The organism is Mesorhizobium sp. M0136 (assembly GCF_040322515.1).
Taxonomy (GTDB): Bacteria; Pseudomonadota; Alphaproteobacteria; order Rhizobiales; family Rhizobiaceae; genus Mesorhizobium.
On record NZ_JAMYTP010000021.1, the window covers coordinates 34,916 to 56,043 of the forward strand.

The 21,128-nt window shown below is 62.6% G+C and carries 29 protein-coding genes and 1 pseudogene; 12 read left to right on the forward strand and 18 right to left on the reverse strand.

Features of this window, described 5'->3' with window-relative positions:
* The first annotated feature begins 106 nt into the window (after positions 1-106).
* Complete coding sequence (locus NKJ35_RS23250) at positions 107-1,495, forward strand: FAD-binding oxidoreductase (protein ID WP_352649696.1); 1,389 nt, start codon at positions 107-109, stop codon at positions 1,493-1,495.
* Between the two features lie 37 nt (positions 1,496-1,532).
* On the opposite strand, the gene NKJ35_RS23255 is transcribed toward NKJ35_RS23250, so the two are convergent.
* Positions 1,533-2,468, reverse strand: a complete 936-nt coding sequence (locus tag NKJ35_RS23255) for a bifunctional helix-turn-helix transcriptional regulator/GNAT family N-acetyltransferase (RefSeq protein WP_352649697.1) — start codon at positions 2,466-2,468, stop codon at positions 1,533-1,535.
* Positions 2,469-2,686: 218 nt separating this feature from the next.
* On the opposite strand from NKJ35_RS23255, the gene groES reads away from it, so the two are divergent.
* Together groES and groL are read left to right on the forward strand one after the other, a co-directional pair.
* Positions 2,687-2,983 (forward strand): co-chaperone GroES, encoded by a 297-nt coding sequence (gene groES, locus NKJ35_RS23260; protein WP_006203049.1) that lies wholly within the window; start codon positions 2,687-2,689, stop codon positions 2,981-2,983.
* Positions 2,984-3,045: 62 nt separating this feature from the next.
* The gene (gene groL, locus NKJ35_RS23265; RefSeq protein ID WP_352649698.1) at positions 3,046-4,701 is read left to right on the forward strand and encodes a chaperonin GroEL; all 1,656 of its coding nucleotides are present in this window, start codon (positions 3,046-3,048) and stop codon (positions 4,699-4,701) included.
* Between the two features lie 158 nt (positions 4,702-4,859).
* Here the strand turns inward: groL and NKJ35_RS23270 are convergent, their stop codons facing one another.
* The gene (locus NKJ35_RS23270; protein WP_352649699.1) at positions 4,860-5,471 is read right to left on the reverse strand and encodes a TetR/AcrR family transcriptional regulator; all 612 of its coding nucleotides are present in this window, start codon (positions 5,469-5,471) and stop codon (positions 4,860-4,862) included.
* A gap of 103 nt (positions 5,472-5,574) precedes the next feature.
* Here NKJ35_RS23270 and NKJ35_RS23275 point away from each other — a divergent pair, with 103 nt between their 5' ends.
* Genes NKJ35_RS23275 through NKJ35_RS23285 form a run of 3 tightly spaced genes read left to right on the forward strand, consistent with a single transcriptional unit; the run spans position 5,575 to position 7,487 of the window.
* On the forward strand, positions 5,575-6,585 hold the full coding sequence (locus tag NKJ35_RS23275) for a zinc-dependent alcohol dehydrogenase family protein (RefSeq protein WP_352649700.1): 1,011 nt from the start codon (positions 5,575-5,577) through the stop codon (positions 6,583-6,585).
* 51 nt (positions 6,586-6,636) lie between these two features.
* On the forward strand, positions 6,637-7,083 hold the full coding sequence (locus tag NKJ35_RS23280; protein WP_352649701.1) for an OsmC family protein: 447 nt from the start codon (positions 6,637-6,639) through the stop codon (positions 7,081-7,083).
* 17 nt (positions 7,084-7,100) lie between these two features.
* A complete protein-coding gene (locus NKJ35_RS23285; RefSeq protein ID WP_352649702.1) occupies positions 7,101-7,487 on the forward strand; it encodes a nuclear transport factor 2 family protein in 387 nt (128 codons plus the stop codon).
* Between the two features lie 102 nt (positions 7,488-7,589).
* On the opposite strand, the gene NKJ35_RS23290 is transcribed toward NKJ35_RS23285, so the two are convergent.
* Both NKJ35_RS23290 and NKJ35_RS23295 read right to left on the reverse strand, forming a co-directional pair.
* Positions 7,590-8,105, reverse strand: coding sequence for an OsmC family protein (locus NKJ35_RS23290; RefSeq protein ID WP_254820658.1), 516 nt, complete (start codon positions 8,103-8,105; stop codon positions 7,590-7,592).
* Between the two features lie 54 nt (positions 8,106-8,159).
* On the reverse strand, positions 8,160-8,585 hold the full coding sequence (locus NKJ35_RS23295) for a GFA family protein (protein ID WP_352649703.1): 426 nt from the start codon (positions 8,583-8,585) through the stop codon (positions 8,160-8,162).
* 182 nt (positions 8,586-8,767) lie between these two features.
* On the opposite strand from NKJ35_RS23295, the gene NKJ35_RS23300 reads away from it, so the two are divergent.
* Positions 8,768-9,811, forward strand: a complete 1,044-nt coding sequence (locus NKJ35_RS23300) for an AraC family transcriptional regulator (protein WP_352649704.1) — start codon at positions 8,768-8,770, stop codon at positions 9,809-9,811.
* 61 nt (positions 9,812-9,872) lie between these two features.
* On the opposite strand, the gene NKJ35_RS23305 is transcribed toward NKJ35_RS23300, so the two are convergent.
* Positions 9,873-10,484: a LysE family translocator gene (locus NKJ35_RS23305; protein ID WP_352649705.1), complete on the reverse strand. Its 612-nt coding sequence runs from the start codon at positions 10,482-10,484 to the stop codon at positions 9,873-9,875.
* An 86-nt stretch (positions 10,485-10,570) separates the two neighbouring features.
* Positions 10,571-10,990 carry a nuclear transport factor 2 family protein gene (locus tag NKJ35_RS23310; RefSeq protein ID WP_352649706.1) on the reverse strand — a complete coding sequence of 140 codons (420 nt, stop codon included), beginning with the start codon at positions 10,988-10,990 and terminating at the stop codon, positions 10,571-10,573.
* A gap of 218 nt (positions 10,991-11,208) precedes the next feature.
* Between NKJ35_RS23310 and NKJ35_RS23315 the strand changes: the two are divergent.
* Positions 11,209-11,652 (forward strand): annotated as a pseudogene (locus tag NKJ35_RS23315) (cupin domain-containing protein); the annotation flags it as partial.
* Between the two features lie 96 nt (positions 11,653-11,748).
* Positions 11,749-12,072 (forward strand): helix-turn-helix domain-containing protein, encoded by a 324-nt coding sequence (locus tag NKJ35_RS23320; RefSeq protein WP_352649751.1) that lies wholly within the window; start codon positions 11,749-11,751, stop codon positions 12,070-12,072.
* 47 nt (positions 12,073-12,119) lie between these two features.
* On the opposite strand, the gene NKJ35_RS23325 is transcribed toward NKJ35_RS23320, so the two are convergent.
* From NKJ35_RS23325 to NKJ35_RS23360, 8 genes are all read right to left on the reverse strand, one after another.
* Positions 12,120-12,458: a YkgJ family cysteine cluster protein gene (locus tag NKJ35_RS23325; protein WP_352649752.1), complete on the reverse strand. Its 339-nt coding sequence runs from the start codon at positions 12,456-12,458 to the stop codon at positions 12,120-12,122.
* 50 nt (positions 12,459-12,508) lie between these two features.
* Entirely contained in the window at positions 12,509-12,673 is a 165-nt protein-coding gene (locus tag NKJ35_RS23330) for a hypothetical protein (RefSeq protein WP_352649707.1), read from the reverse strand.
* Position 12,674: 1 nt separating this feature from the next.
* Positions 12,675-13,082 carry a hypothetical protein gene (locus NKJ35_RS23335; protein ID WP_352649708.1) on the reverse strand — a complete coding sequence of 136 codons (408 nt, stop codon included), beginning with the start codon at positions 13,080-13,082 and terminating at the stop codon, positions 12,675-12,677.
* Entirely contained in the window at positions 13,082-13,309 is a 228-nt protein-coding gene (locus NKJ35_RS23340; RefSeq protein ID WP_352508855.1) for a hypothetical protein, read from the reverse strand. The genes NKJ35_RS23335 and NKJ35_RS23340 overlap by 1 nt, the downstream gene beginning before the upstream one ends.
* Before the next feature lie 344 nt (positions 13,310-13,653).
* Complete coding sequence (locus NKJ35_RS23345; protein ID WP_010915421.1) at positions 13,654-13,863, reverse strand: cold-shock protein; 210 nt, start codon at positions 13,861-13,863, stop codon at positions 13,654-13,656.
* 84 nt (positions 13,864-13,947) lie between these two features.
* On the reverse strand, positions 13,948-14,316 hold the full coding sequence (locus NKJ35_RS23350; protein WP_352649709.1) for a hypothetical protein: 369 nt from the start codon (positions 14,314-14,316) through the stop codon (positions 13,948-13,950).
* A gap of 50 nt (positions 14,317-14,366) precedes the next feature.
* Complete coding sequence (locus tag NKJ35_RS23355; RefSeq protein ID WP_352649710.1) at positions 14,367-15,158, reverse strand: SDR family oxidoreductase; 792 nt, start codon at positions 15,156-15,158, stop codon at positions 14,367-14,369.
* A 74-nt stretch (positions 15,159-15,232) separates the two neighbouring features.
* A complete protein-coding gene (locus tag NKJ35_RS23360; RefSeq protein WP_502904669.1) occupies positions 15,233-15,631 on the reverse strand; it encodes a RidA family protein in 399 nt (132 codons plus the stop codon).
* A 160-nt stretch (positions 15,632-15,791) separates the two neighbouring features.
* Here NKJ35_RS23360 and NKJ35_RS23365 point away from each other — a divergent pair, with 160 nt between their 5' ends.
* Positions 15,792-16,643: a LysR family transcriptional regulator gene (locus NKJ35_RS23365; protein WP_352649711.1), complete on the forward strand. Its 852-nt coding sequence runs from the start codon at positions 15,792-15,794 to the stop codon at positions 16,641-16,643.
* 18 nt (positions 16,644-16,661) lie between these two features.
* Here NKJ35_RS23365 and NKJ35_RS23370 read toward each other — a convergent pair whose 3' ends face one another.
* Positions 16,662-17,417, reverse strand: a complete 756-nt coding sequence (locus NKJ35_RS23370) for an SDR family NAD(P)-dependent oxidoreductase (RefSeq protein ID WP_352649712.1) — start codon at positions 17,415-17,417, stop codon at positions 16,662-16,664.
* A gap of 77 nt (positions 17,418-17,494) precedes the next feature.
* Positions 17,495-18,163 (reverse strand): glutathione S-transferase family protein, encoded by a 669-nt coding sequence (locus tag NKJ35_RS23375; protein ID WP_352649713.1) that lies wholly within the window; start codon positions 18,161-18,163, stop codon positions 17,495-17,497.
* A gap of 148 nt (positions 18,164-18,311) precedes the next feature.
* Here NKJ35_RS23375 and NKJ35_RS23380 point away from each other — a divergent pair, with 148 nt between their 5' ends.
* The gene (locus NKJ35_RS23380; RefSeq protein WP_352479307.1) at positions 18,312-18,491 is read left to right on the forward strand and encodes a CsbD family protein; all 180 of its coding nucleotides are present in this window, start codon (positions 18,312-18,314) and stop codon (positions 18,489-18,491) included.
* Positions 18,492-18,554: 63 nt separating this feature from the next.
* Here NKJ35_RS23380 and NKJ35_RS23385 read toward each other — a convergent pair whose 3' ends face one another.
* Positions 18,555-19,685: a metallophosphoesterase gene (locus tag NKJ35_RS23385; protein ID WP_352649714.1), complete on the reverse strand. Its 1,131-nt coding sequence runs from the start codon at positions 19,683-19,685 to the stop codon at positions 18,555-18,557.
* Positions 19,686-19,804: 119 nt separating this feature from the next.
* Between NKJ35_RS23385 and NKJ35_RS23390 the strand changes: the two genes are divergently transcribed.
* On the forward strand, positions 19,805-20,398 hold the full coding sequence (locus tag NKJ35_RS23390; protein ID WP_352649715.1) for a hypothetical protein: 594 nt from the start codon (positions 19,805-19,807) through the stop codon (positions 20,396-20,398).
* Between the two features lie 49 nt (positions 20,399-20,447).
* Here NKJ35_RS23390 and NKJ35_RS23395 read toward each other — a convergent pair whose 3' ends face one another.
* Positions 20,448-21,059, reverse strand: a complete 612-nt coding sequence (locus NKJ35_RS23395) for an LmrA/YxaF family transcription factor (protein ID WP_352649716.1) — start codon at positions 21,057-21,059, stop codon at positions 20,448-20,450.
* Positions 21,060-21,128: the final 69 nt, after the last annotated feature.

Here is a 21,128-nt window from a genome sequence, read left to right on the forward strand (position 1 = left end):
AGATATTCGATTTTGCAGCGAATGGCGCCGCATGAGATCATTGTGGTCCGGCGCATGTCGGTGAACGAAAGCGGCCTGTCCAACCGTGCCGGATCACGAAGGGTCGATGAGCATGTTCAAGCTTATGGACGGTTCCGAGCCGACGTTGCAGGCGCCGGACATCGCTCGGCTCAGGCAGGCGATTCGCGGCGATCTGATCCTTCGGGACGACCCTGGCTATGACCAGGCGCGCAGAGTTTGGAATGGCATGGTCGATAAGAGGCCGGCGGCTGTGTTCTATTGCGCCGAATCCAGCGATGTCGTCACGGCGGTCAACTTCGCCCGATCGCAAGGCTTCCTCGTCGCCGTCCGCGCCGGTGGCCATAACGTCGCCGGCAGTTCGGTATGCGACGGCGGCGTGGTGATCGATGTGTCCCGCATGAAGCGGATCGAAGTCGACCCGATCCGCCGTGTTGCGCGCGCAGAAGCCGGCTTGAACCTGGGCGAGTTCGACGCAGCCACTCAGGTCCATGGTCTTGCGACGACCATGGGTGTCAACGCGGATACCGGCATAGCCGGACTGACACTCGGCGGGGGGTTCGGCAAGCTTGGCCGCAAACATGGACTGAGCTGCGACAACCTTGTCGCTGTCGAAATCGTGACGGCGGACGGCCGGTTGCTCACGGCAAACGCGGCCGAATATGCAGATTTGTTCTGGGGCATCCGGGGCGGCGGTGGCAATTTCGGAATAGTCACGACCTTCGAATACAAGCTCCATCCCGTGGGTCCGCTCCTCATCGCGGGATCGATGCTATACCGCTACGAAGAGGCACGCGATGCGATGCGGTTCTATCATGCATTCTCGAGCGGCGCCCCGGATGAGCTGAGCCTGGATGCAGCACTTGTGACGGCGCCCTCGGGCGAACGCTTCTTCAGCATATCGGCGTGCTACATCGGCCCACTCGAGGAGGGCCAGCAAATCATTCAACCTCTGAGAGAATATGGCACGCCGGTTGAGTGCCAGATTGCTCCTGTCCCCTATCTTCAAATTCAATCGGCCGGGGATAGCCTCTTTCCGCGCGGGCGGCGCTACTACTGGAAGGCGCAGTTCATGCGCGAAATCACAGATCAGGCGATCGATGCCATGCTTGCGGCTTACATGACCGCACCCCGCGAGTCGCTTCTGGTCCTGCAGCAGGTTGGCGGCGCCATCTCGCGAGTACCGATGGATGAAACGCCCTATGCCAACCGAGATGCTCTTTACGATTGCTTCCCGATATCGATCTGGGACAATCCGTCTGACGACGAAATGCACATCCGATGGGCGCGTGACCTGTGGGATGCAATGAGACCGTTCTCGACCGGCGGCGTCTACGCCAATAATCTCGGCGAAGAGGGCATTGATCGGGTTCTGGCGGCTTACGGCGAGAATTATCCGAGGCTGGCCGCGCTAAAAAACAAGTATGACCCCACCAATCTCTTTCGCTTGAACCAAAACATTAAGCCTGCGACCTGAGCGACCGCAGGCCGATGCTCGAAATTCTGCGGCGCTGCTATAACTCCAAATTCCAATTCTGGCCGACAAGGTCCTTGCCGAAGGAATGGTGGCGCTCCTCGTCGGTCAGCTTGAACCCGGCCGCCTCGTAGATGCGGCGCGCCGAGGTGAGCACGTCGTTGGTCCACAGCGTCAGTGTCCTATAACCCTTGGTTCGAGCAAAGCCGATGCATTCCTCGACCAGCCGCCTGCCGATGCCGAGGCTGCGCGCCGAAGGCTCGACATAGAGCAGGCGCAACTTCGCCACCTCGTCCGACTGGTGCACGACGAAGACCGAGCCGACGACCTCCCCTTCCCGCTCGGCGATCCAGCTGCTTTCCCATTTCGGATCAAAGGATTTGACGAAGGCACCGAGGATTTCGGCGACCAGCGCTTCATAGGTTTCGTCCCAGCCATATTCCTGCGCGTAGAGCAGGCCCTGGCGATGGATGATCCAGCCGATGTCGCCGACTTGCAGAGGCCGCAGCATATAGGGAATTCTGGGCTCGGCACTTCCGCCCAGTAGACGCTGCACCGTCTGCATGGCCCTGACCAGCCTGTCCTGTTCGGCAGCCGAAAGCCGTTCGAGCAAAGCCGCGACCTGTTCGTGCGAACCCTGGTTCAGCGGGGCGAAGGCCTGCCGCCCGGCCTTGGTCAGCGCGATCGACGAGCGCCGCGCATCCGCCTCAATCGTGGCGCGCTCGACCAGATCACGCTTCTCGAACTTCTTCAGCAGCCGGCTGAGATAACCGGCATCGAGGCCGAGATCGCGCGCAAGCTCGGTGGCGGTCAGGCCATCGCGATGCGCCAGCTCGTAGAGCACCCGCGCCTCGGTCAGCGAGAAGGTGCTTTTCAGCAGCCCTTCGTCGAGCAGCCCGATCTGGCGGGTGTAGAAGCGGTTGAAGGCCCGCACCGCGTCGATCCGCTCCTTGCCTGGGTGATGATGAATGGTCATGGCATCCTCCTGCCCGGCAAGATCAGCCATTTAGTTGACTTAGTCAAGTATCCGTTTGAAGCAATCGTCCTGAGGATGCCCACCGGGCGTCTTGACTCGCGCGAGCTGCCAGCCTATTTCAGCGCCACGTTAGCACTCCCCCAAGATGAGTGCTAACCACATGTCCGGCGCCGCCGGACGGAGGAACTGTTCTCACCATTCTCATCGAGGAATAAAAAATGGCAAAGTCGAAGTTCCGCCCGCTTCATGACCGCGTGGTCGTTCGTCGGGTCGAATCCGAATCCAAGACCGCGGGCGGGATCATCATCCCCGATACGGCTAAGGAAAAGCCGCAGGAAGGCGAGATCATCGCCGTCGGTTCCGGCGCCCGCGACGAAGCCGGCAAGCTCGTCCCGCTGGACGTCAAGGCCGGCGACCGCATCCTGTTCGGCAAGTGGTCGGGCACCGAAGTCAAGCTCAATGGCGAAGACCTTCTGATCATGAAGGAATCCGACATTATGGGCATCATCGGCTGAATATCGGCCTCACCCTCATTTAAATCTTCGGGCTTAATCCAAGCCCCTGCCAGGAGCTAAAAATGGCTGCCAAAGACGTAAAATTCTCCCGCGACGCTCGTGAGCGCATGCTGCGCGGCGTCAACATCCTCGCCGACGCGGTGAAGGTCACGCTCGGCCCCAAGGGCCGCAACGTCGTCATCGACAAGTCGTTCGGCGCACCGCGCATCACCAAGGACGGCGTTACCGTCGCCAAGGAAATCGAGCTTGAAGACAAGTTCGAGAACATGGGCGCGCAGATGGTCCGCGAAGTTGCTTCGAAGACCAACGACATCGCCGGCGACGGCACCACGACCGCGACCGTTCTGGCGCAGTCGATCGTCCAGGAAGGCCACAAGGCGGTTGCCGCCGGCATGAACCCGATGGACCTCAAGCGCGGCATCGACCTCGCCGTCGCCGACGTCGTCGCGACGCTGATCAAGAACGCCAAGAAGATCAAGACCTCGGAAGAGGTTGCCCAGGTCGGCACCATCGCCGGCAATGGCGATGCTTCGGTCGGCTCGATGATCGCTGAAGCGATGCAGAAGGTCGGCAATGAGGGCGTCATTACCGTCGAGGAGGCCAAGACCGCCGAGACCGAGCTCGAAGTCGTCGAAGGCATGCAGTTCGACCGCGGCTATCTCTCGCCCTACTTCGTCACCAACGCCGAAAAGATGGTTGCGGATCTGGAAGACGCCTACATCCTCCTCCACGAGAAGAAGCTCTCCAACCTGCAGGCCATGCTGCCGATCCTCGAGGCTGTCGTGCAGACCTCGAAGCCGCTGGTCATCATCTCCGAAGACGTCGAAGGTGAGGCCCTTGCCACGCTGGTCGTCAACAAGCTGCGTGGCGGCCTGAAGATCGCTGCCGTCAAGGCGCCGGGCTTCGGCGACCGCCGCAAGGCCATGCTGGAAGACATCGCCATTCTCACCGGCGGCCAGGTCATCTCCGAAGACCTCGGCATCAAGCTCGAGAATGTCGGCCTCAACATGCTCGGCCGCGCCAAGAAGGTGTCGATCTCCAAGGAGAACACCACCATCGTCGACGGCGCCGGCAAGAAGGCCGAGATCCAGGGCCGCGTCGCCCAGATCAAGCAGCAGATCGAGGAGACCACCTCGGACTACGACAAGGAGAAGCTGCAGGAACGTCTCGCCAAGCTGGCGGGCGGCGTTGCCGTGATCCGCGTCGGCGGTGCGACCGAAGTGGAAGTCAAGGAAAAGAAGGACCGCGTCGATGACGCCCTCAACGCGACCCGTGCGGCCGTCGAAGAAGGCATCGTTCCCGGCGGCGGCGTCGCACTGCTGCGCGCCTCGCTGACCATCAAGGCAACCGGTGCCAACTCCGACCAGACCGCGGGCATCGCCATCGTGCGTCGCGCGCTACAGGCTCCGGCCCGCCAGATCGCGTCCAACGCCGGTGCGGAAGCATCGATCGTTGCCGGCAAGATCCTCGAGAACAAGGGCGCGACCTTCGGCTACAACGCCCAGACCGGCGAATATGGCGACATGATCGCCATGGGTATCGTCGATCCGGTCAAGGTTGTGCGCACGGCTCTGCAGGACGCGGCCTCGGTCGCCGGCCTCCTGGTCACCACCGAAGCCATGATCGCGGAGGCTCCGAAGAAGGAGTCGGCTGGCGGCGGCATGCCTGGCGGCATGGGCGGCGGCGGCATGGGCGGCATGGGCGGCATGGACTTCTAAGAAGTCCATAAAGCACGCCCTTGAACTCACGTTGCTCAAGCCCGCAAGCGGGCTTGAGTGGCGGCATGGATTTCTAGTCCAGCCCATCTACCTTCAGATACGGAAAGGGCGGCCGAGAGGTCGCCCTTTTTGTTTGCTTTGCTTAGCGGTTTGCCCGCTCAGACGGCGGCGTCAATCCGCCGCGAGGGTGAGATTTTGGCAGGCAATGCACCCTCAATCAGCGCCGCGACTTCATCGGCTACTGCCAGCACAGGGGCACGGTCGTGGGTGGCGCGTGCGATCACCATCAGCCCTTCCAGCGATGATTCGACCAGCAATGCGAGCGCGTGCGCGCGGCGCTCGGGCACCCCTGCCCTGACGAAGGCGGCCCTGAGCAAGCCTATCCACTGCTCGAAAGCCGAGCGGCACAATTCGGCCAGTTCCGGCACGTCTGCCGGCGAGTCCAGCACCACGGGCGCGATCGGGCAACCGAGCGTGAACTGGTTGTCTTCCAGCATGCGCGCGACCGACTGGTAGATGTGGTGGACAGCCACCGCCGGGTCCTTTTCGGCGGCGAGCGCGGCGTCCAGCCTCTGCGTGACATCGGCGACGCTGTCGCGCGTCACCTCGATGACCAATTGGTCCTTGCCGCCCGGAAAGTGAAAGTAGAGCGAGCCTCTCGGTGCGCCTGAGGCGCTCAAGATGTCGTTGAGCGACGTGCCGTGGTAGCCGCGCTGCCTCAGCAGCCGCGCCGTCGTCTCGATCATGCGGGTGCGGGTGTCGTTCGCCATGTCAACCTCTGTCAGGAGTGAACACTATAGGCCTTGCCTCGAATATAGCAATCGGTCTACATAATATGTAGATCAGTCTACATATTCGAAAGAGAAGGCCGATATGCATAGTTATCGCCTTGAAGGAACCGGCGGAATCGAACGCCTAGTGAGGCGCGACGAGGCGCAGCCGGCGCCGAAGCAACACGAGATCGCCGTGCGTGTGCGCGCCGCTTCGCTCAACCGCCGCGACACGATGATCCTCAACGGCAACTATCCACTGGCGCCACGCCAGGGCGTTATCCCGCTGAGCGACGGTGCCGGCGAAGTCGTTGCCGTCGGCGATTCCGTCACCCGCTTCGCCGTCGGCGACCGCATCACCGGCAGCTATTTTGCGCGCTGGATCGACGGCCGCATCAATGCCGGGCTGATCGACCAGCTCGGTTGCACGCTGGACGGGATGCTGACCGAATACGCGGTGCTCGATGAGCAATGGGCGGTGCGGCTTCCCGATCATCTCGACTGGCATCAAGCGGCGACGCTGACCTGCGCCGGCCTGACCGCCTGGAATGCGGTGACGGCGGCCGAGATGCCGAAGCCCGGCCAATGGATTCTTGTCATCGGTTCAGGAGGCGTCGCGCTGTTTGCGCTGCAATTCGCCAAGCTGCTCGGCTGCCGGGTCGTGGCCGTCAGTTCGCGCAGCGAGAAGCTGGACCGGCTGCGGGCGCTGGGCGCCGACCTCGTCGTCTCGACAGCCGGCATGCCGGAATGGGGTGCTGCGGTGCGCGAGCAGACCGGCGGCATCGACCTCGTCGTCGAGACCGGCGGCCCGCCGACCTTTGCGCAATCGATGATCGCCTGCGCGCTTTACGGGCGCATCGTGCTTCTGACCATACAGGATGCGAAAGGCGGGACGGTGCAGATCCCCGGCCCGGTCTACCAGCGCAGCCTCGCCACCATCAGCCGGCTGTTCGTCGGCAATCGCACCAACCTCGAAGCCATGCTGCGCGGCATCTCGGTGCATCGGCTTAAGCCTGTCATCGACAAGGTGTTCGCCTTCGACGAGGCCCAAGACGCCTATCGCTATTTCCAGCAAGGCGACGTCTTCGGGAAAGTGGTCGTCGACGGCGCCTGACTGGTTCACCCCCAAAATTCGATCGAGCCTCAAACTAAAAGGAGAGACGCAATGACCATTCGTGAAGCAGAAGCTCAATGGCAGGGATCGTTGAAAGAAGGTTCGGGCCGGCTGAGGCTAGGTAGCGGCGTCTTCGAAGGCGCCTACTCCTTCCCGTCGCGTTTCGAGAACGGTCCCGGCACCAACCCGGAGGAATTGATTGCGGCGGCGCATGCCGGCTGCTTCTCGATGGCGCTAAGCGCCATTCTCGGCCGCGAAGGCTACACTCCCGCGCGCATCCACACGATCGCGAAAGTTCATCTCGGCGCCACCGCGGCCGGGCCGACGCTGACCCGTATCGAGCTGGAGACCGAGGCAAGCGTCGCCGGGCTGGCGGAGGGGGATTTCGAGCGGCTGGCACAGACGGCCAAGGAGACCTGCCTCGTATCGCGGGCGCTGGCCGGCGTCGCCGTGATCACGCTCAAGGCCCGCCTCATCGAAACCGCTACTGATCACTGAAGGGAAAGGAATATCCAATGACACAGGAACTCATCATCGACATCGCCGCGGCCAAACGCTCCGCCGAAACGGCCGAGATCATGCGACGCTACAACGACGTCTTCCAGCGCCACGACCCATCGGCGCTCGACGATCTGGTGGCGGAAGACTGCGTGATCGAGAACACCACGCCGGCCCCGGACGGCGCCCGCCGCATCGGCAAGGGCGCCTGCGTCGAACTGTGGTCGGCGATCGCGACCGGACCCGGCACGCGCTTCGACATCGAAGAAACCTTCGTCGCCGGCGACCGGGCGACGATCCGCTGGCGCTATTGGATGGCCGACGGCAATTCCATCCGCGGCGTCAACCTGATGCGCGTGGCGGACGGGCAGATTGTCGAGGCAATGGGCTACGTGAAGGGATAACGCTTGGCGCGACCAGCTGCATTCAGCCAAGCTGCATTCAGTGAGGCCGCGCTCAGGCCCAGCCCGGAATCCCCAAAGTTTAGGATTCCGGGCAGGGCGCGATTACCGCACGACTTTGTGAAGCTTCACGAAGGTCTTGGGACTGCGCTGGATCGTCTGGAAGATCACGCAGTAGCGATCGGTGAGCTCGAGCAGGTCAGTCAGCCGGTCTTGCGCAACGTCGGTCTCGATGTCGAACCGCAGGCGGATCTCCTTGAAGCCGACCGGCACACCTTCGGTGACGCCGAGCGTGCCGCGAAGATCGACGTCGCCCTCGGCGGAGATTTCGGCCGACTTGATCGGTATTTCGAGAACGGCGGCCGCCGCCCTCATCGAGACGCCGGCGCATGCGACAAGGGCTTCCAGCAGCATGTCGCCGGAACAAAGCTCCTGCCCGCTGCCCCCGGCCTTCGGATGGATACCCGCCAGCGCGAGCCCACGTCCTGTCTCGACCTTGCAGGTGACCTTGGAGTCGTCGGCACTGCCCTTGGCCTTCAGCGTAAGAAGTGCCGCGCGCGCATCCTTGCGATAAAGATCCTTGATCGGCTCCTGCGTGGCGCGAAATGTCGTGATATCCATGCGTATTCTCCTGTCGTGAGATGTGGCTGATGGAAATCGTGTGTCATTGCCGGGTTACTCCGGCACGCTCACGCCCGAGCCCCCGAGTTCGGCGGGGAAGTCTTTCAGCTTCGGCAATCCGTCCTTCATCGGCAGGACCGTCTCGGCGTAGTTGACGTGAACCCCCGGCGTGAACTTCACCGTCGGTATCGTGGCCGCATAGACGTCGACCAGTCCGAGCGGCGGATGATCGGTCATCAGATGGCCGCCGCACTTCGTGCAGAACTGACGGTCGCTCATGTTTGACTTCTCGAAGCCGGACAGGAACTCCTCGCCCTTGGTGACCTTGACGTTTTCCGGCTTCCACAGCGTGAACGCGTTCACGGGAGACGCCGACCACGAACGACAGGAACTGCAATGGCAGTAGCCCATTGCCTCGGCCGCTCCGTGCACTTCGATTTCCACGGCGCCGCAAAAACACCCGCCCTTATGTATCGTCATAACTTAGATCCTCATTTTTCTTGAGTTCGACTGCGCTCAGCACCTGATTTGAGACAGAGCTCAGCGCCGACGGGTTTAAAGCTTCCGGCAATGAACGGAATGACGGGGCGTCCGCCTCACTTGACAGCGCGTCCGGAACTCGAAAGGGATGTCGCGCCGGGTTGCCGCGCAACTTACGGGACATGGATGGAATGGCCGGGGACCCTCTGTCTGACCTCTTGAAAAAGGTGCGTCTAACCGGCGCGACATTTTTCGACATCGCGGCCCAGGACCCCTGGGCGGTCTGCTCGCCCTCCCCCGCCTCGATACTGCCGAGGATACTGCCGGGCGCGGATCACCTGATTTCCTACCACGTGCTCACGGCCGGCCGCTGCTTCGCCCGCATCATCGGCAAGGAGGCGATACCCGTGGAGGCCGGCGAAGTCGTGGTCTTCACCAGGAGCGATCCGCATATCATGTCGAGCAATCCGGCCCTGCGCGCGGATCCGCCGACCGCGGATGTGCTGGATATCGCCGCCGCCAGCCAGACACCGTTTCCCATCAACTACGTCAAGGACGGATCGCTGTCGGCCCGGCTGGTATGCGGCTATCTCGCTTGCGATGCGCTGCCCTTCAATCCGCTACTCGAAGCGCTGCCGCCGGTCATCAAGGCCGGAGACGTGAAAGGCGACGGCGGCTGGCTCGGCCAGTTCATCAAGCTGGCGGTGTCGGAGGTCGCGGAAAAGCGTGCGGGCAGCGAGACGGTGCTCACCAAGCTCAGCGAATTGATGTTCGTCGACGTGCTGCGCCGTTATGTGGAGTCGCTGCCGCCACAACAAACCGGCTGGCTGGCGGGCCTGCGCGATCCGCATCTGAGCAAGGCGCTGGCGCTGATCCACGACCGGCCGGCGCACAATTGGACGGTGGAGGCGCTGGCGAAGGAGGCCGCGCTGTCGCGCACCGTGCTGGCCGAGCGCTTCACCAGGCTCGTCGGGATGCCGCCGGTGCACTATCTCGCCAAATGGAGGATGCAGATTGCCTCGGAACTGCTCAGCACCGGCAACAGCAACGTCGCAAACATAGCGGCGGAAATCGGCTACGAGTCCGAGGCGGCGTTCAGCCGTGCGTTCAAGAAGATGATCGGCGTCCCGCCATCGGCCTGGCGGCTGGGTGTTCGCGCTGCGCCCGGTTTCGGAGGCAGCGAGGCTTCCGAAACCGCAGGCGGGCCGGCCGATCCGCAGCGGTAAGCAATTCCAGGAAAGGTGTGAAAACGGTTTCCCGTCCGGAATTGCGTCAAAAGAGCGAGAGCTACCGGTCCGCCAGCGCCAGCTTGGCGCCGAGCATGACAAAGGCTCCGGCGAAGGTACGGCGCATCCAGGTCAGCACCTTTGGCCGCGACACGACATGGCTGCGGATCGACGCCGCGAAAACGCCGTAGCCGACAAAGACCAAGAAGGTGAGCAGCATGAAGACGCTGCTGAGTTCCAGCATCTTCGACAGCGCATGCGGTTCGGTGGTGCTGACGAATTGCGGGAGGAAGGCAAAGAAGAAGATCGACAGCTTCGGATTGAGGATGTTGATCAGAATGCCGGAGGCGATCACTTTGCCGGCGGATCGCGGCGCGACATCTTCGTCGACGCTCAGGCCGCCCTTCTCCTTCAGCGTGTTCCAGGCCATGTAGAGAAGATAGGCGACGCCAAGATATTTCAGCGTTTCGAAGGCGACGGCGCTGGTGTGCAGCAGTGCCGCGAGGCCGGTGATGGCGGCCGCCATGTGCGGGATGATGCCGAGCGTGCAGCCGACAGCGGCAGTGATGCTGGCGCGCGCACCACGCGAAAGCCCGGCGCTCAGCGTATAGAGAACGCCGGTGCCGGGCGAAGCCACGACAATCAGCGACGTCAACAGGAATTCGATGCTCACGGATGGTCTCCCGGCGTTGGCCCTGCCGCCGGCAGCGTAATCAGCGAAACGTGTGGGCACAAGCCAGCCTGAGAGCCTATGCGCATTCAGATCATGCTGTTGGCGTGCAGCTTGCTGTCCGCGATGGGCTGCCGAACTTCCCAGTGTTCGACGAGCTTGCTGTCCTTCAGCCTGAAAATGTCGACAATGGCCAAGCCCTCCTCTTGGGGTTCACGTTTTGCGTGCATGTGCACGATGACGAAATCCCCTTCGGCAAAAATCCGCTTCACCTCTCCCCTCACGAGGGGAAATGACTGTTTGAGCTGTTGAAGATAGGCTTTGAAGCCGTCTGCACCATCCGCAATGTTCGGATTATGTTGGATGTAGCGTTCGCCAAAATGCATCGAAGCAGCGTCGATGTTGCCTTGGTTTACTGCTTTGTCGATGAAGTCCAGGACGATCGTCTTGTTGGTCTCGAGCGAATTAAAGCTCTTGGCTGGAACTGGATTTGATGGTTCGTCACGCATGTTTTTGCTCCGTGGGGTGCCTGCTTTTGCCTGGCATGGACAGGAGTCCGCAGGCCGATATTGCCCAACATGATCAGCCACGCTTGTGAGATGGTCGATACGCTATTCGCCTGGATTCTTATCCAATCGTCTAATATCGTCGTCTGGTTCATTGTCGGAGGATGGTTCTCATGGACGCCTTGTCCGAAGTTCTTGCTTCGCTGCGATTTGGCAGCGCCATGATCGGCAGCGCGACCCTGCATCGGCCATGGGGTATTTCAGTCGATCCGACAAGGAATGCCGCCATCCACGTCATACAGAACGGCGAATGCTGGTTGCGGCTAGCCGGTGAAGAAGAGCCGATCCGCTTAGGCGAGGGAGACGTCATCCTTGTCGCGAGCGGTATCGGGCATGCCCTTTGCAATCCGGCGGGTGCACCAACGGCATCTATATCCGCCGTCCTTTCCGCAAATCGGAGCGGACCAGAACCGAAAAGCGAGAGCGGCGCGACAACTCTTCTTTGTGCGAGGTATTCACTCGACGGCGTCGGGCCATATCCGATGGTTTCGCTGTTTCCTCCGCTGATTCATTTGACCCGGAATCAGATCGCCACCAGCGACCCGCTGCGGCTTGCCCTGGAACTTCTGCAGGTCGAAGCGAAAGGCAATCTCGGCGGCCACGACATTGTCGCCCCACGCCTTCTCGACAGCACGTTGATCTTCTTGTTGCGTGCCTGGATCGAACATCAGCCACTCGGAACAGGGGGATGGTTTGGCGCCTTGCGCGACAAAGGCATTGCGCAGGCCTTGCGCCTGATCCACGAGCGGCCGGGCAATCCCTGGACCATCGCTTCCCTTGCCAGCGGCGCGGCACAATCCCGAGCCACCTTCGCGCGTCGCTTCGTTCAACTGGTGGGACAGCCGCCGCTGTCCTATGTGACCCGGTGGCGGATGAACCTTGCCGCCAAGGCTCTGCGCGAAACGAACCAGAACATCGGCGAGATCGGGCGCGCCGTCGGATACGAATCCGTGCCGTCGTTCTCGCAGGCGTTCAAACGGTTGACCGGACGATCGCCCGGCCTCTACCGCAGCGACTTTCGATGATATGACTGACGAATTTCAAACCTGAGACGCCAGCCCGTGTGCTGTCATTACAGCGTCGGCAGTCCGTGAGCCCGGCGCGCCATCAGGCAGTCGTCATCGCCCGGCATGCACGCGCGGCAGACGTCGGGACGGATCTCGTAGATTCCGCAGGCGGTCGACTTGCCGACTTCGCCGCACAGTGCCGAACAGCGCGCGCCGTCGCAGCGCATGCCGGCTTCGTCGGCAGCCACGTATTTTTGCGGGATAAGGTCGAGCTGAGCGTCATCCTCGGTTGAAAAGCGCGGCCATCTTGACGAGTAGGCGCAGCAGGCGCCACAGGTCTGGCAATCGAAGGCAACCGGGTCGGGACCCTCTTGTGGCGACGAAAAATCCTCTGCGACCGCCAGGGCAAGCAGCCTTGGCGCCGATTTCCGGCCGGCATTTTGCTGCAAGGGCGCTATTTCTTCTTTGGCTTGCGCGGCGACGCTTCGGCCGGCGACCTGAACAGATCGGTGCCCGCTTCGGCGGCTTCGCCGGTTTTTGGCGCGGCGGCCGGCTTGGCCGGCTTCACGGCGGCAGCAGGAGCTGCCGGTTGCCCCTTGGCGGAAAACTTGATTGCCATATCAATCCTCGTCAGAGAAACGCGATGATGGCGCGTTCGGATTGCGAAGGCGGCCGATGAGCGCCGAAACGGCCGTGATGTTCATTTCTTCGGGCGACCAGTTCCTGGCCTCCTCGATGTGCCGGGGCGCCAGCTCGCGATGCGTGCTGCCGCTGTAGGCAGCATCGTGGTAGGTCACGCGCTCGCGGGTCTTGGCGTTTTCCCGGACGTATTCGATCAGATAATTGGGGCATTCGGCGCGGCCGCGCACGCCGAGCCGCACCTGGGCATCGCCGTGGACACGCCGGCAGCGCTCGAGCTTTTCGAGCACGCGCCGGACATATTCGACCGGCTTGTCGAGTTCGCCCACGACATCGGCAATGGTCGAATCGGCGGCGATCGCCTTTTGAGGCACACGTTTGGTGGCCATCAGCGTTTGCCCGCGCGTTTCGGCGAGGCCGCGAGCGCAACCGCCGCCGCCATGTCGTCGGCTTCCTTTTCCAGGCGCAGTTCGCGCAGCCGTGCGGTCTTGGCTTCGCGGGCCTGGCTGACGGCATCCCGTTCGGAATTGATGCGGTCGAGCGACATCGACTGGGTCCGCGTCTTGCTGAAGATGGATTCGGCCTGGTCGCGAGGTTTTTTTGAAGGTTCGGTCAAGGTCTTTCTCCCGGTTCGGAGCGCGCCGCCCAAAAGGTGACGAGACTGGTCTTCGGCCAGGATCCCGCACAAAGCAATACGGCAGCCGGTTTCAAATTGCTGAAGCGTCCTTAGCACGTCCGGGCCGTCGAGCAGCGCTCTTTCGGCGGTCGAAGCGCAAAAATGAAAAAGGCCAGGCACCGCCTGACCTTCCATGAGAGCGCCCGCGCATCCCGAGAGACGCGCAAAGAGACGCTCTTCTCATGCGCATGAACTGGGGACTTAGCCTCCCGCGATCATGCGCTGGAATTAGCCATTCACCGGTGCCAGTACATCCGTGGTCACCGGTGAAGCTGAATTCCGTTTTACGCCGCCTTCAACTGGTCGGCGGACATCTTGCCCGACTTGTTGTCGCGGACCATCTCGTAGCCAAGCTTCTGGCCCTCGACGATGTCGCGCATTCCGGCGCGCTCGACGGCTGAGATGTGGACGAAAACGTCGGCAGAACCGTCGTCAGGCTGAATAAAACCAAAACCCTTGGTGGCGTTGAACCATTTAACTGTGCCTGTGCTCATAACGAACCCTTTCCATGGCAAATATTCGTTCGTCGTCATGCGGATGCACAACAACGTTTGTCTCGATTTTGATGGGGAAGTTCGTCAAAGGCGCGCCTTGGCACGCGGATAACAAAAGTCGGTCAAACAAACATCGACAAAGTTCTTATAGACTTCTTTGCGCGCCGTGTCAATTTTTTGATTTGCGACACTCGCGGAGACGCGCGGCGGCGACCGGCGCGCCGGCAAATCCGACAGCAAAAGCCGGGCTATTGCCTGCCAAAAACCACTTGGAGCTCTTTGTTTTTGCGCAATTCCGGACGGAAAATCGTTCACACTTGTCCTGGAATTGCTCCAGCCGGGAACCATTTCGGGGCCAGGGCATTTTTTTCGATGTCGAAAGCCGTTCTCGAAAGAGCGATCTTGAGAAAGGCGGACGACAAACAGGACGCCCCCCGCGCAGATAAAAGGCACGAGGGGCGTTCCTGTGAGATGCACGCAATCGTGCCGTCATCACCTGCCCCTCACAGCATGCCGCGGCTGAGCCCGCCATCCACCGGCAACGCCACGCCGGTAACATAGGCGGCGTCGTCGCTGGCCAGGAATGCGGCAACCGCGCCGAATTCGGCGGGGCTGCCGTAGCGCTTTGCCGGGATCTCGGCCTGACTCTCGGCGGCGACCACCTCAACGGCGACACCCCTGTCGGCTGCGTCCACGGCGTCGAACTGTTTCGTCCGGTCCGTTGCAAAACGGCCCGGCAGCAACAGGTTGACGGTGACGCCGTCCGCCGCCACTTCGCCGGCCAGCGTCTTGGCCCAGCCGGCGAGCGAGGCACGCAACGCGTTCGAAGCGGTAAGGCCGGGGATCGGTTCGCGGACAGAAGTCGAAGAAACAGCGATGATGCGTCCCCAGCGCCGCGCCTGCATGCTTGGCAGGAAAGAAATGGCGATGCGCATCTGGCTTAGCACCATGCTGGTGAACTGTTTCTCCCAGACGCTCACATCGAAGACGCTGGCCGCGAAGGGCGGCGGGCCGCCGCCATTGAGCAGGACGATGTCGATCCGCTGATGCTCGTCCTCGACGGCATGGATCAGCCGGGAGACACTGTCGTGGTCGGAGAGGTCGGCGCTGAAGGTCGAGCAGATGTGGCCGGCGGCGTCGATCGCGCGCCGTGCCGCATCCAGGGTCGCCTCCCCTCGTCCGACCAGGATGATCTCGGCACCTTTCGCCGCGAGCGCTTCGGCAACGCCGAAACCGAGGCCCTTGCCTCCGCCGAGGACAAGCGCCTTCCGCCCCTCAAGATTTGCGCTAATCAAGCCAAGTCTCCTCCTGGTTTTTGTTTCACTGCGCAGCCTCGGGATCAGGCCCGAGGGCATGCTTTGGGGGTGCATCAGCGGACATGCACGATAGCGTCGGCTTCGACCGGAACATTGGCCGGCAAGCCGGCCATTCCGAGCGAGCAGCGGGCGTGCTCGCCACGCCCGCCGAAAACATGGAGCAGAAATTCGGATGCTCCGTTGCCGACCTCCGAATAGGCCGAAAAGCCGGCCGCCGCATTCACATAGACGGTCAACTTGGCGAATTTCACGACGCGGTCGAGATTGCCGTCCAGTTCCCTGTCCAGCCAATAGACGATGTTGGCAGCGCAAAGCCGGGCGGCGTTCTGCGCAGCAGCCAGATCGATCTCTGCGCCAACCTGGCCGATCGCGGCGATCTCCGGCCCGATCTCGGGTATTTGGCCGGAGACATAGACGATGTCGGCGACGCGAACCGTCGGCGAGAACGGCAAAGCGGGCCGCTCGAGCGACGGCCAGGCGACGCCGAGTTCCTCAAATCTTCTTCTGTAGGACAGGGTGGCTGCTCCTGTTTTCGTTCGTGCGAGCAGACCTTGAATTCAGATCGGGCTTTCGGATAGCCTGATAGTGCTGACACAGCTATCAGGAATTCTTATGACCGGAGATATCGACGTCAGACTGCTGCGCGCCTTCGTCACCGTGGCCGATACCGGGACGGTGAGCCGGGCAGCCGATCGGCTTGCCCGCACCCAGGCGGCGGTGAGCATGCAGCTTCAGCGCCTCGAGGGCGAAGTCGGCGCCGAGCTGCTGCACCGCTCGCCGCGCGGCGTGACGCTGACCGAGGCCGGCGAGATCCTGCTCGCCTTCGCCCGCAAGGCCATCGCGATCGGCGACGATGCCAGGCGTGAGATAGAAGGCCGCAGGCTGGTCGGCCGTGTCCGGCTGGGCATCGTCGAGGATTTGGCGGTAACGCGGCTGCCGTTGATCATCGCCGACTTCCGGCGCCGGCATCCTTCCGTGGAGATCGAACTGACATCGGCCAGCAGCAGCGATCTCAGCAAGTCGCTGGGCGAAGGAAGATGCGACATCGTCATGGCCGATCCGGCGCGCTTCACAATGGCGCCGCGAGGCCATCTGTCACGACAGCTGGTCTGGGCGGCAAGCCGCATGATCGAGATCGACGACGAGGTCGAGCTGCCGCTGATCATCTTCGAAGGCGCCTGCTCCTGGCAGGACAGGATGCTGGCTTCGCTCGCCGAGGCCGGGATCGGCTGGAAGATCGGCTGCCGCGTGTCGACCTTCGCGACACTGATCTCGGCGCTGAGGGCCGGGCTTGGCATCGGGCTTCTGCTGCATGAAGGACTGCCGCCCGACTGCCAAAGCCTCAACGGACGCTTCAACTTGCCGCCGGCGCCGATGGCGGATTTCGGCGTCTACCTCGCGAGGGACCCGTCGCGGCTGGTCGAGGAATGTGGCGATTTCCTGCGGGCGGGATTTGAGGCGTAGCGAAAGATCCGACGCCGTTCATCGTTCCTGGTCGGTCGGGCGGATGACGATCTCGTTGACGTTGACGTGTGGCGGCTGGCTCACGGCGTAGAGAATGGCCGCGGCAATGTCCTCGGCGGTCAGCGCCTCCATGGCGGCGAGCCGCTTGTCCAGATCAGCCTTGAACGCCGGATTGGTGATGTGGTCGCCGAGCTCGGTGCGCACCAGGCCGGGCTCGATAACGGTGACGCGAACCTTGTCGGCGTAGACTTCGCGGCGCAGCGATTCGGAAAAGCCGACGACGCCGAACTTGGTTGCTGCATAGCCGCTGGCCCCCGGATTGGCGACACGGCCCGCGACCGACGAGACGTTGACGATGTGACCCTTGGCGGCCCTGAGATGCGGCAGCGCCGCCTTGGTGACCCCCATCAGCGCCAGCAGGTTGAGCTCGACCATGCGGCGCCAGTCGTCGAGCACGGCCTCGGCGGCCGGCGACAGAAGCATCACCCCGGCATTGTTGACGAGGATGTCGAGGCGGCTCCATTCGTCGACAACCTTGTCGACCATCCCGGTGACATCATCGTTGCTGGTGACATCGGCCTCGATGCGGAGCGCCGCGCCGCCGGCCTCTTCTATACGCGCGGCCAGCGCTTTGAGGCGATCGGTGCGGCGCGCCGCAATCGCCACCTTGGCCCCGGCGGCGGCCAGAGCCGCAGCCGTCGCCTCGCCAATGCCCGACGATGCGCCGGTAACGAGTGCGACCTTGCCGGCCAATGCGGAAGGAACAGATATCATTGTGAAGTCTCCAAGGCCCCAGCCCGATCTTCAGATAGGCCGCGGGCGGCGAAGTGGAAGACCAGCTTTGCTCGGCTCTATTCGTCGGGGCCGGGCTCCGGCCAAGGCTCTTTCGCCGCCTCGGCATACCAGTAGCGCATCGCCGGCATCGAAAGCACGGCGTCGACATAGGCGCGGGTATCGGTTGCCAGCGTGCCGCCATAGGTGTCGAAGCGGGTGACGACCGGCGCGTACATGGCGTCGGCCGCGGTGAAATGGCCAAACAGGAACGGGCCGCCTTTGCCGTATTTTTCGCGGCATTCGCGCCATAGCTCCTCGATGCGCGCCCGTTGTGCCTCACCTTCGGCGTCGAGCGGCTTGTGGCCTTTTGGCCGGCGCAAATTCATCGGCCAGCCATAGCGGACCTCGCGAAAGCCGGAATGCATCTCTGTCGCCGCCGAGCGGGCCAGCGCGCGGGCGCCGATGTCGGCCGGCCAGAGCTTTTTCCCAGGAAACAGCTCGGCGAGGTATTCAAGGATGGCAAGGGTTTCCCAGACGATCCGGACCTCGCCATTCGGCAGCCGATGGTTCAGCACCGGCACCTGGCCTGTCGGCGATATCCTGGCCAGATTGGCCGCGGTCTCGGGCGTGCGCAGGCGCACAAGACCTTCCTCGAACGGGATCTCCAGATACTTCATCGCCAGCCACGGCCTCAGTGACCACGACGAAAAACATTTGTTGCCGATGAAGAGCGTGAATTCAGCCATTGTCCCTCCGGCCCCTGTCTGTTCGGGCGTCCTGGCGCACCCTATCCTGTCGGCTTCGCGGCCGGAAGCTATCGCAATCGACGGGCCGAACCCGGAACCTAAGCGATCCGCGACCGTTTCTCCAGGCGAACGGTTCAGGAGATGCGAGATGGTGAACAAGGATCAGGTTGCCGGCGTTGCCAAGCAAGCCAAGGGCTCGGTCAAGCAGACCGCCGGCAAGGCCACCGGCAACAGGCGCACCGAGGCCGAAGGTGACGTCGACAAGGCGACCGGCAAGATGCAGAAGGCTTACGGCGACGTGAAGCACAAGGTGAAGAAGGCGCTTTGACGCCGAGGCTTCGCAAACCAGAAAAAGGCGGCTCGGCCGCCTTTTTTGGGCCTCTCCTGCCCGTCAGAAAGTCAGACTTTTGCTGTACGCATTGGTGAAGGCGACCTCGCCATGATCTCCGGCGGCTTCGCCCAGAACCACATCCATGCTGCTGCCGGTCACCCGCGCCAACGCAAAGCCGCCCATGAAGGCAGCCTTCGGCTTGAACAAATCGAGCCCGTCACGGTGATAGATCATCGGCGTCGCGTGCTGGTGGCCATGGAAGATGCCGACGACGTTGTAGCCCTTCAGCACAGCCAGCAGCGCCTGCCTGTCGGCTTCGCTCCACCAATGCGGTGGGCCCGTGCCGTTGTCGTCGAAGGTCTTCTCGGCGGCGTCCCATCTTTCGATCGAAAAATTATCCCAGCCATAATGCTGGAACAGGATGACCGGGCGGCCGTCGCCGGCATAGGTCGCCAGGTCCTGCTTCAGCCATGGCAGGCTGCTGACTGCGCCATGGCCGGTATCGCCGGCAAAACGGTGCGTCTGGACAAGATGCAGACCGCCCCAATCCCATGAATAGCAATCGGTCTCGAGATCGTAGTTGGTCGCCGGCGCGGGCGGCTTGAAGAAAACGCCGGGGCGGTGATTGACCTCGACGTAGTCGCGCATTTCGCGGCGGTACCAGTCGACATGCGAGCGCGGGCCGTTCTGGTCGAGGTCGTGATTGCCGAGGCCGACATAGACCGGCATGTGCACGCGGTCGGGGCCAACGCCCTGCTGGTAGCGCTGGCTGAACTGGAGCAGCTGCGTGCCTTCGCTGGGCTGGGTGATCTGGCCGCCACCATCATCGGTGATGTCGCCGCCAACGACGAGGCCGAGCGGCGTGCCGATATTGCCCGTCGAATGCAGACCGGTGGCCACGCCGTTGATTTCAGCTGGCCATTGTCTGTCGGCGACGCCGTTGAGTGCGGCGACATTGCGCAGCAGGGCGGCGTCGGTCTTGCCTTCCTGCTCGCAGTGCGGGCTCAATCCGTTCGCCATGCGACAGGCATGGACATCAGCGATAAACAGGAAGGTGGCGTCGATCGGCGGAATGCGCTGCCCGGTCTGGCCGAAGGCCGGGCGCGAAACGGCGCCGGCCGCGGCAACGGCCGCTGCCTTCATCAGGAAACTGCGCCGGGAGACCGGTCGGGCGGAAATGCGATGCATCATGCGCTAAAATTCAGCACGACGCGAACCGGCAGTCCAGTTGCTCGCAAAGTGTGTCGACACGTTCTCCCAGGTCTGGCATTGCTTTCGGCATTCAACTTGCGCGGGCAGAGGAGGACGCCATGAAAACTGCATCCATCGGCATGACAATGGCGATCCTGGCGATGACGAGCGCAGCGCACGCCTCCGCGTGCATCGACGCCAAATCGGCCAAGGCCGGCTTCGTTCTCGAAAGGCCTGGCATCCACAGCGAATTTCGTCCGGCGGCGGGCGGAATGGTGGCGGTTGCCAATAAATACCAGTCGCAATCGCCGCAGTCGCAGTACCTGTTCGGCGGGCTGATCGAAGTGTTTCGCGACAGCAGCACAGGGCAGATGGCGATGATCCCGTTCTCCGATCTCAGGAAGGTGTTCCCACTGAAGGCGGGGGCCAAGAGCAAGATCGTGTTTGCCCGTCTTGCACCGAACAAGCCGCCGAAGGCCACCGAGACGCTGGAGATCAACGTCAAGGGCAAGGAGACGTTCAGCCTGGGTGATTGCAAATACGCCGTGCTCGCGGTCAAGCAGACGATCAGGAGCGAGGCCGGCGAGACGCGGGACGAGTTCACCGCGCTTTACGCACCCGATCTGCAGGCAGTTGTGGCCAGGCGCTATGACGAGGGCACCAGCGCTGAAAGCGTGGTCGGCTACGAGCTGATAAAGCCGCTGCCGAATTAAGAGCTCGGCCTCCCCGCCTCGGTCATAGTGAGCGACTGTCCTGCCGGCGTCAAAGGGCTCTGTGCAGTATCCTGCTACGTCGCCTCGTTCCTGCTTTGGACGACATAACTCCCTGCTCCAACCCCATCAGGCAGTCGCGCAGCACGCTTGCGTCCTGTGCGGTCTTGGCCATCGACATGGCGCCCGAATAGCTGGCGACAGCAAGCGCTGCGAAGCGCTGCGGATCAGTGCCCAGCTCCCGTCCCGCCCGCTGGTCGGCGCTGATCTTATCGGCGATCGCCTGGCGCCAGGCCGAAAAAATGCCGGCAAGGGCAATGCGGAAATCCGGATCGGCAAGCGACAGCTCATGCGCCAGGTTGTTGAGCGGGCAACCGCGCACGAAACCTTGCCGCTCCAGCTCCGCCGCGACGGCCGCGAACACGGAGCGCACGCCCTCGCGCGCTGAGGGAGCCATCCGCACCGGTGCGATCCATGTCTCTTCGACTGCGGCGGCGACCCGCTCCTCGATCACTGCAAGCGCCAGCGCCTTCTTGGTCGCGAAATGGTGGTGCAGCGCACCACCGGTGACGCCCGCCGTCGCCATCAGGTCGCCCATGCTGGATGCATGATAGCCGCGTGCCTGAAACGCCTCCTCGGCGACGTCGAGCACTTTCTTGCGCATGCGTTCGGGGTCGTTGGTGCGTTTTTGAGCCCGCGACCTTGGGCGAGCGGATATCTCTGCTGACATCTT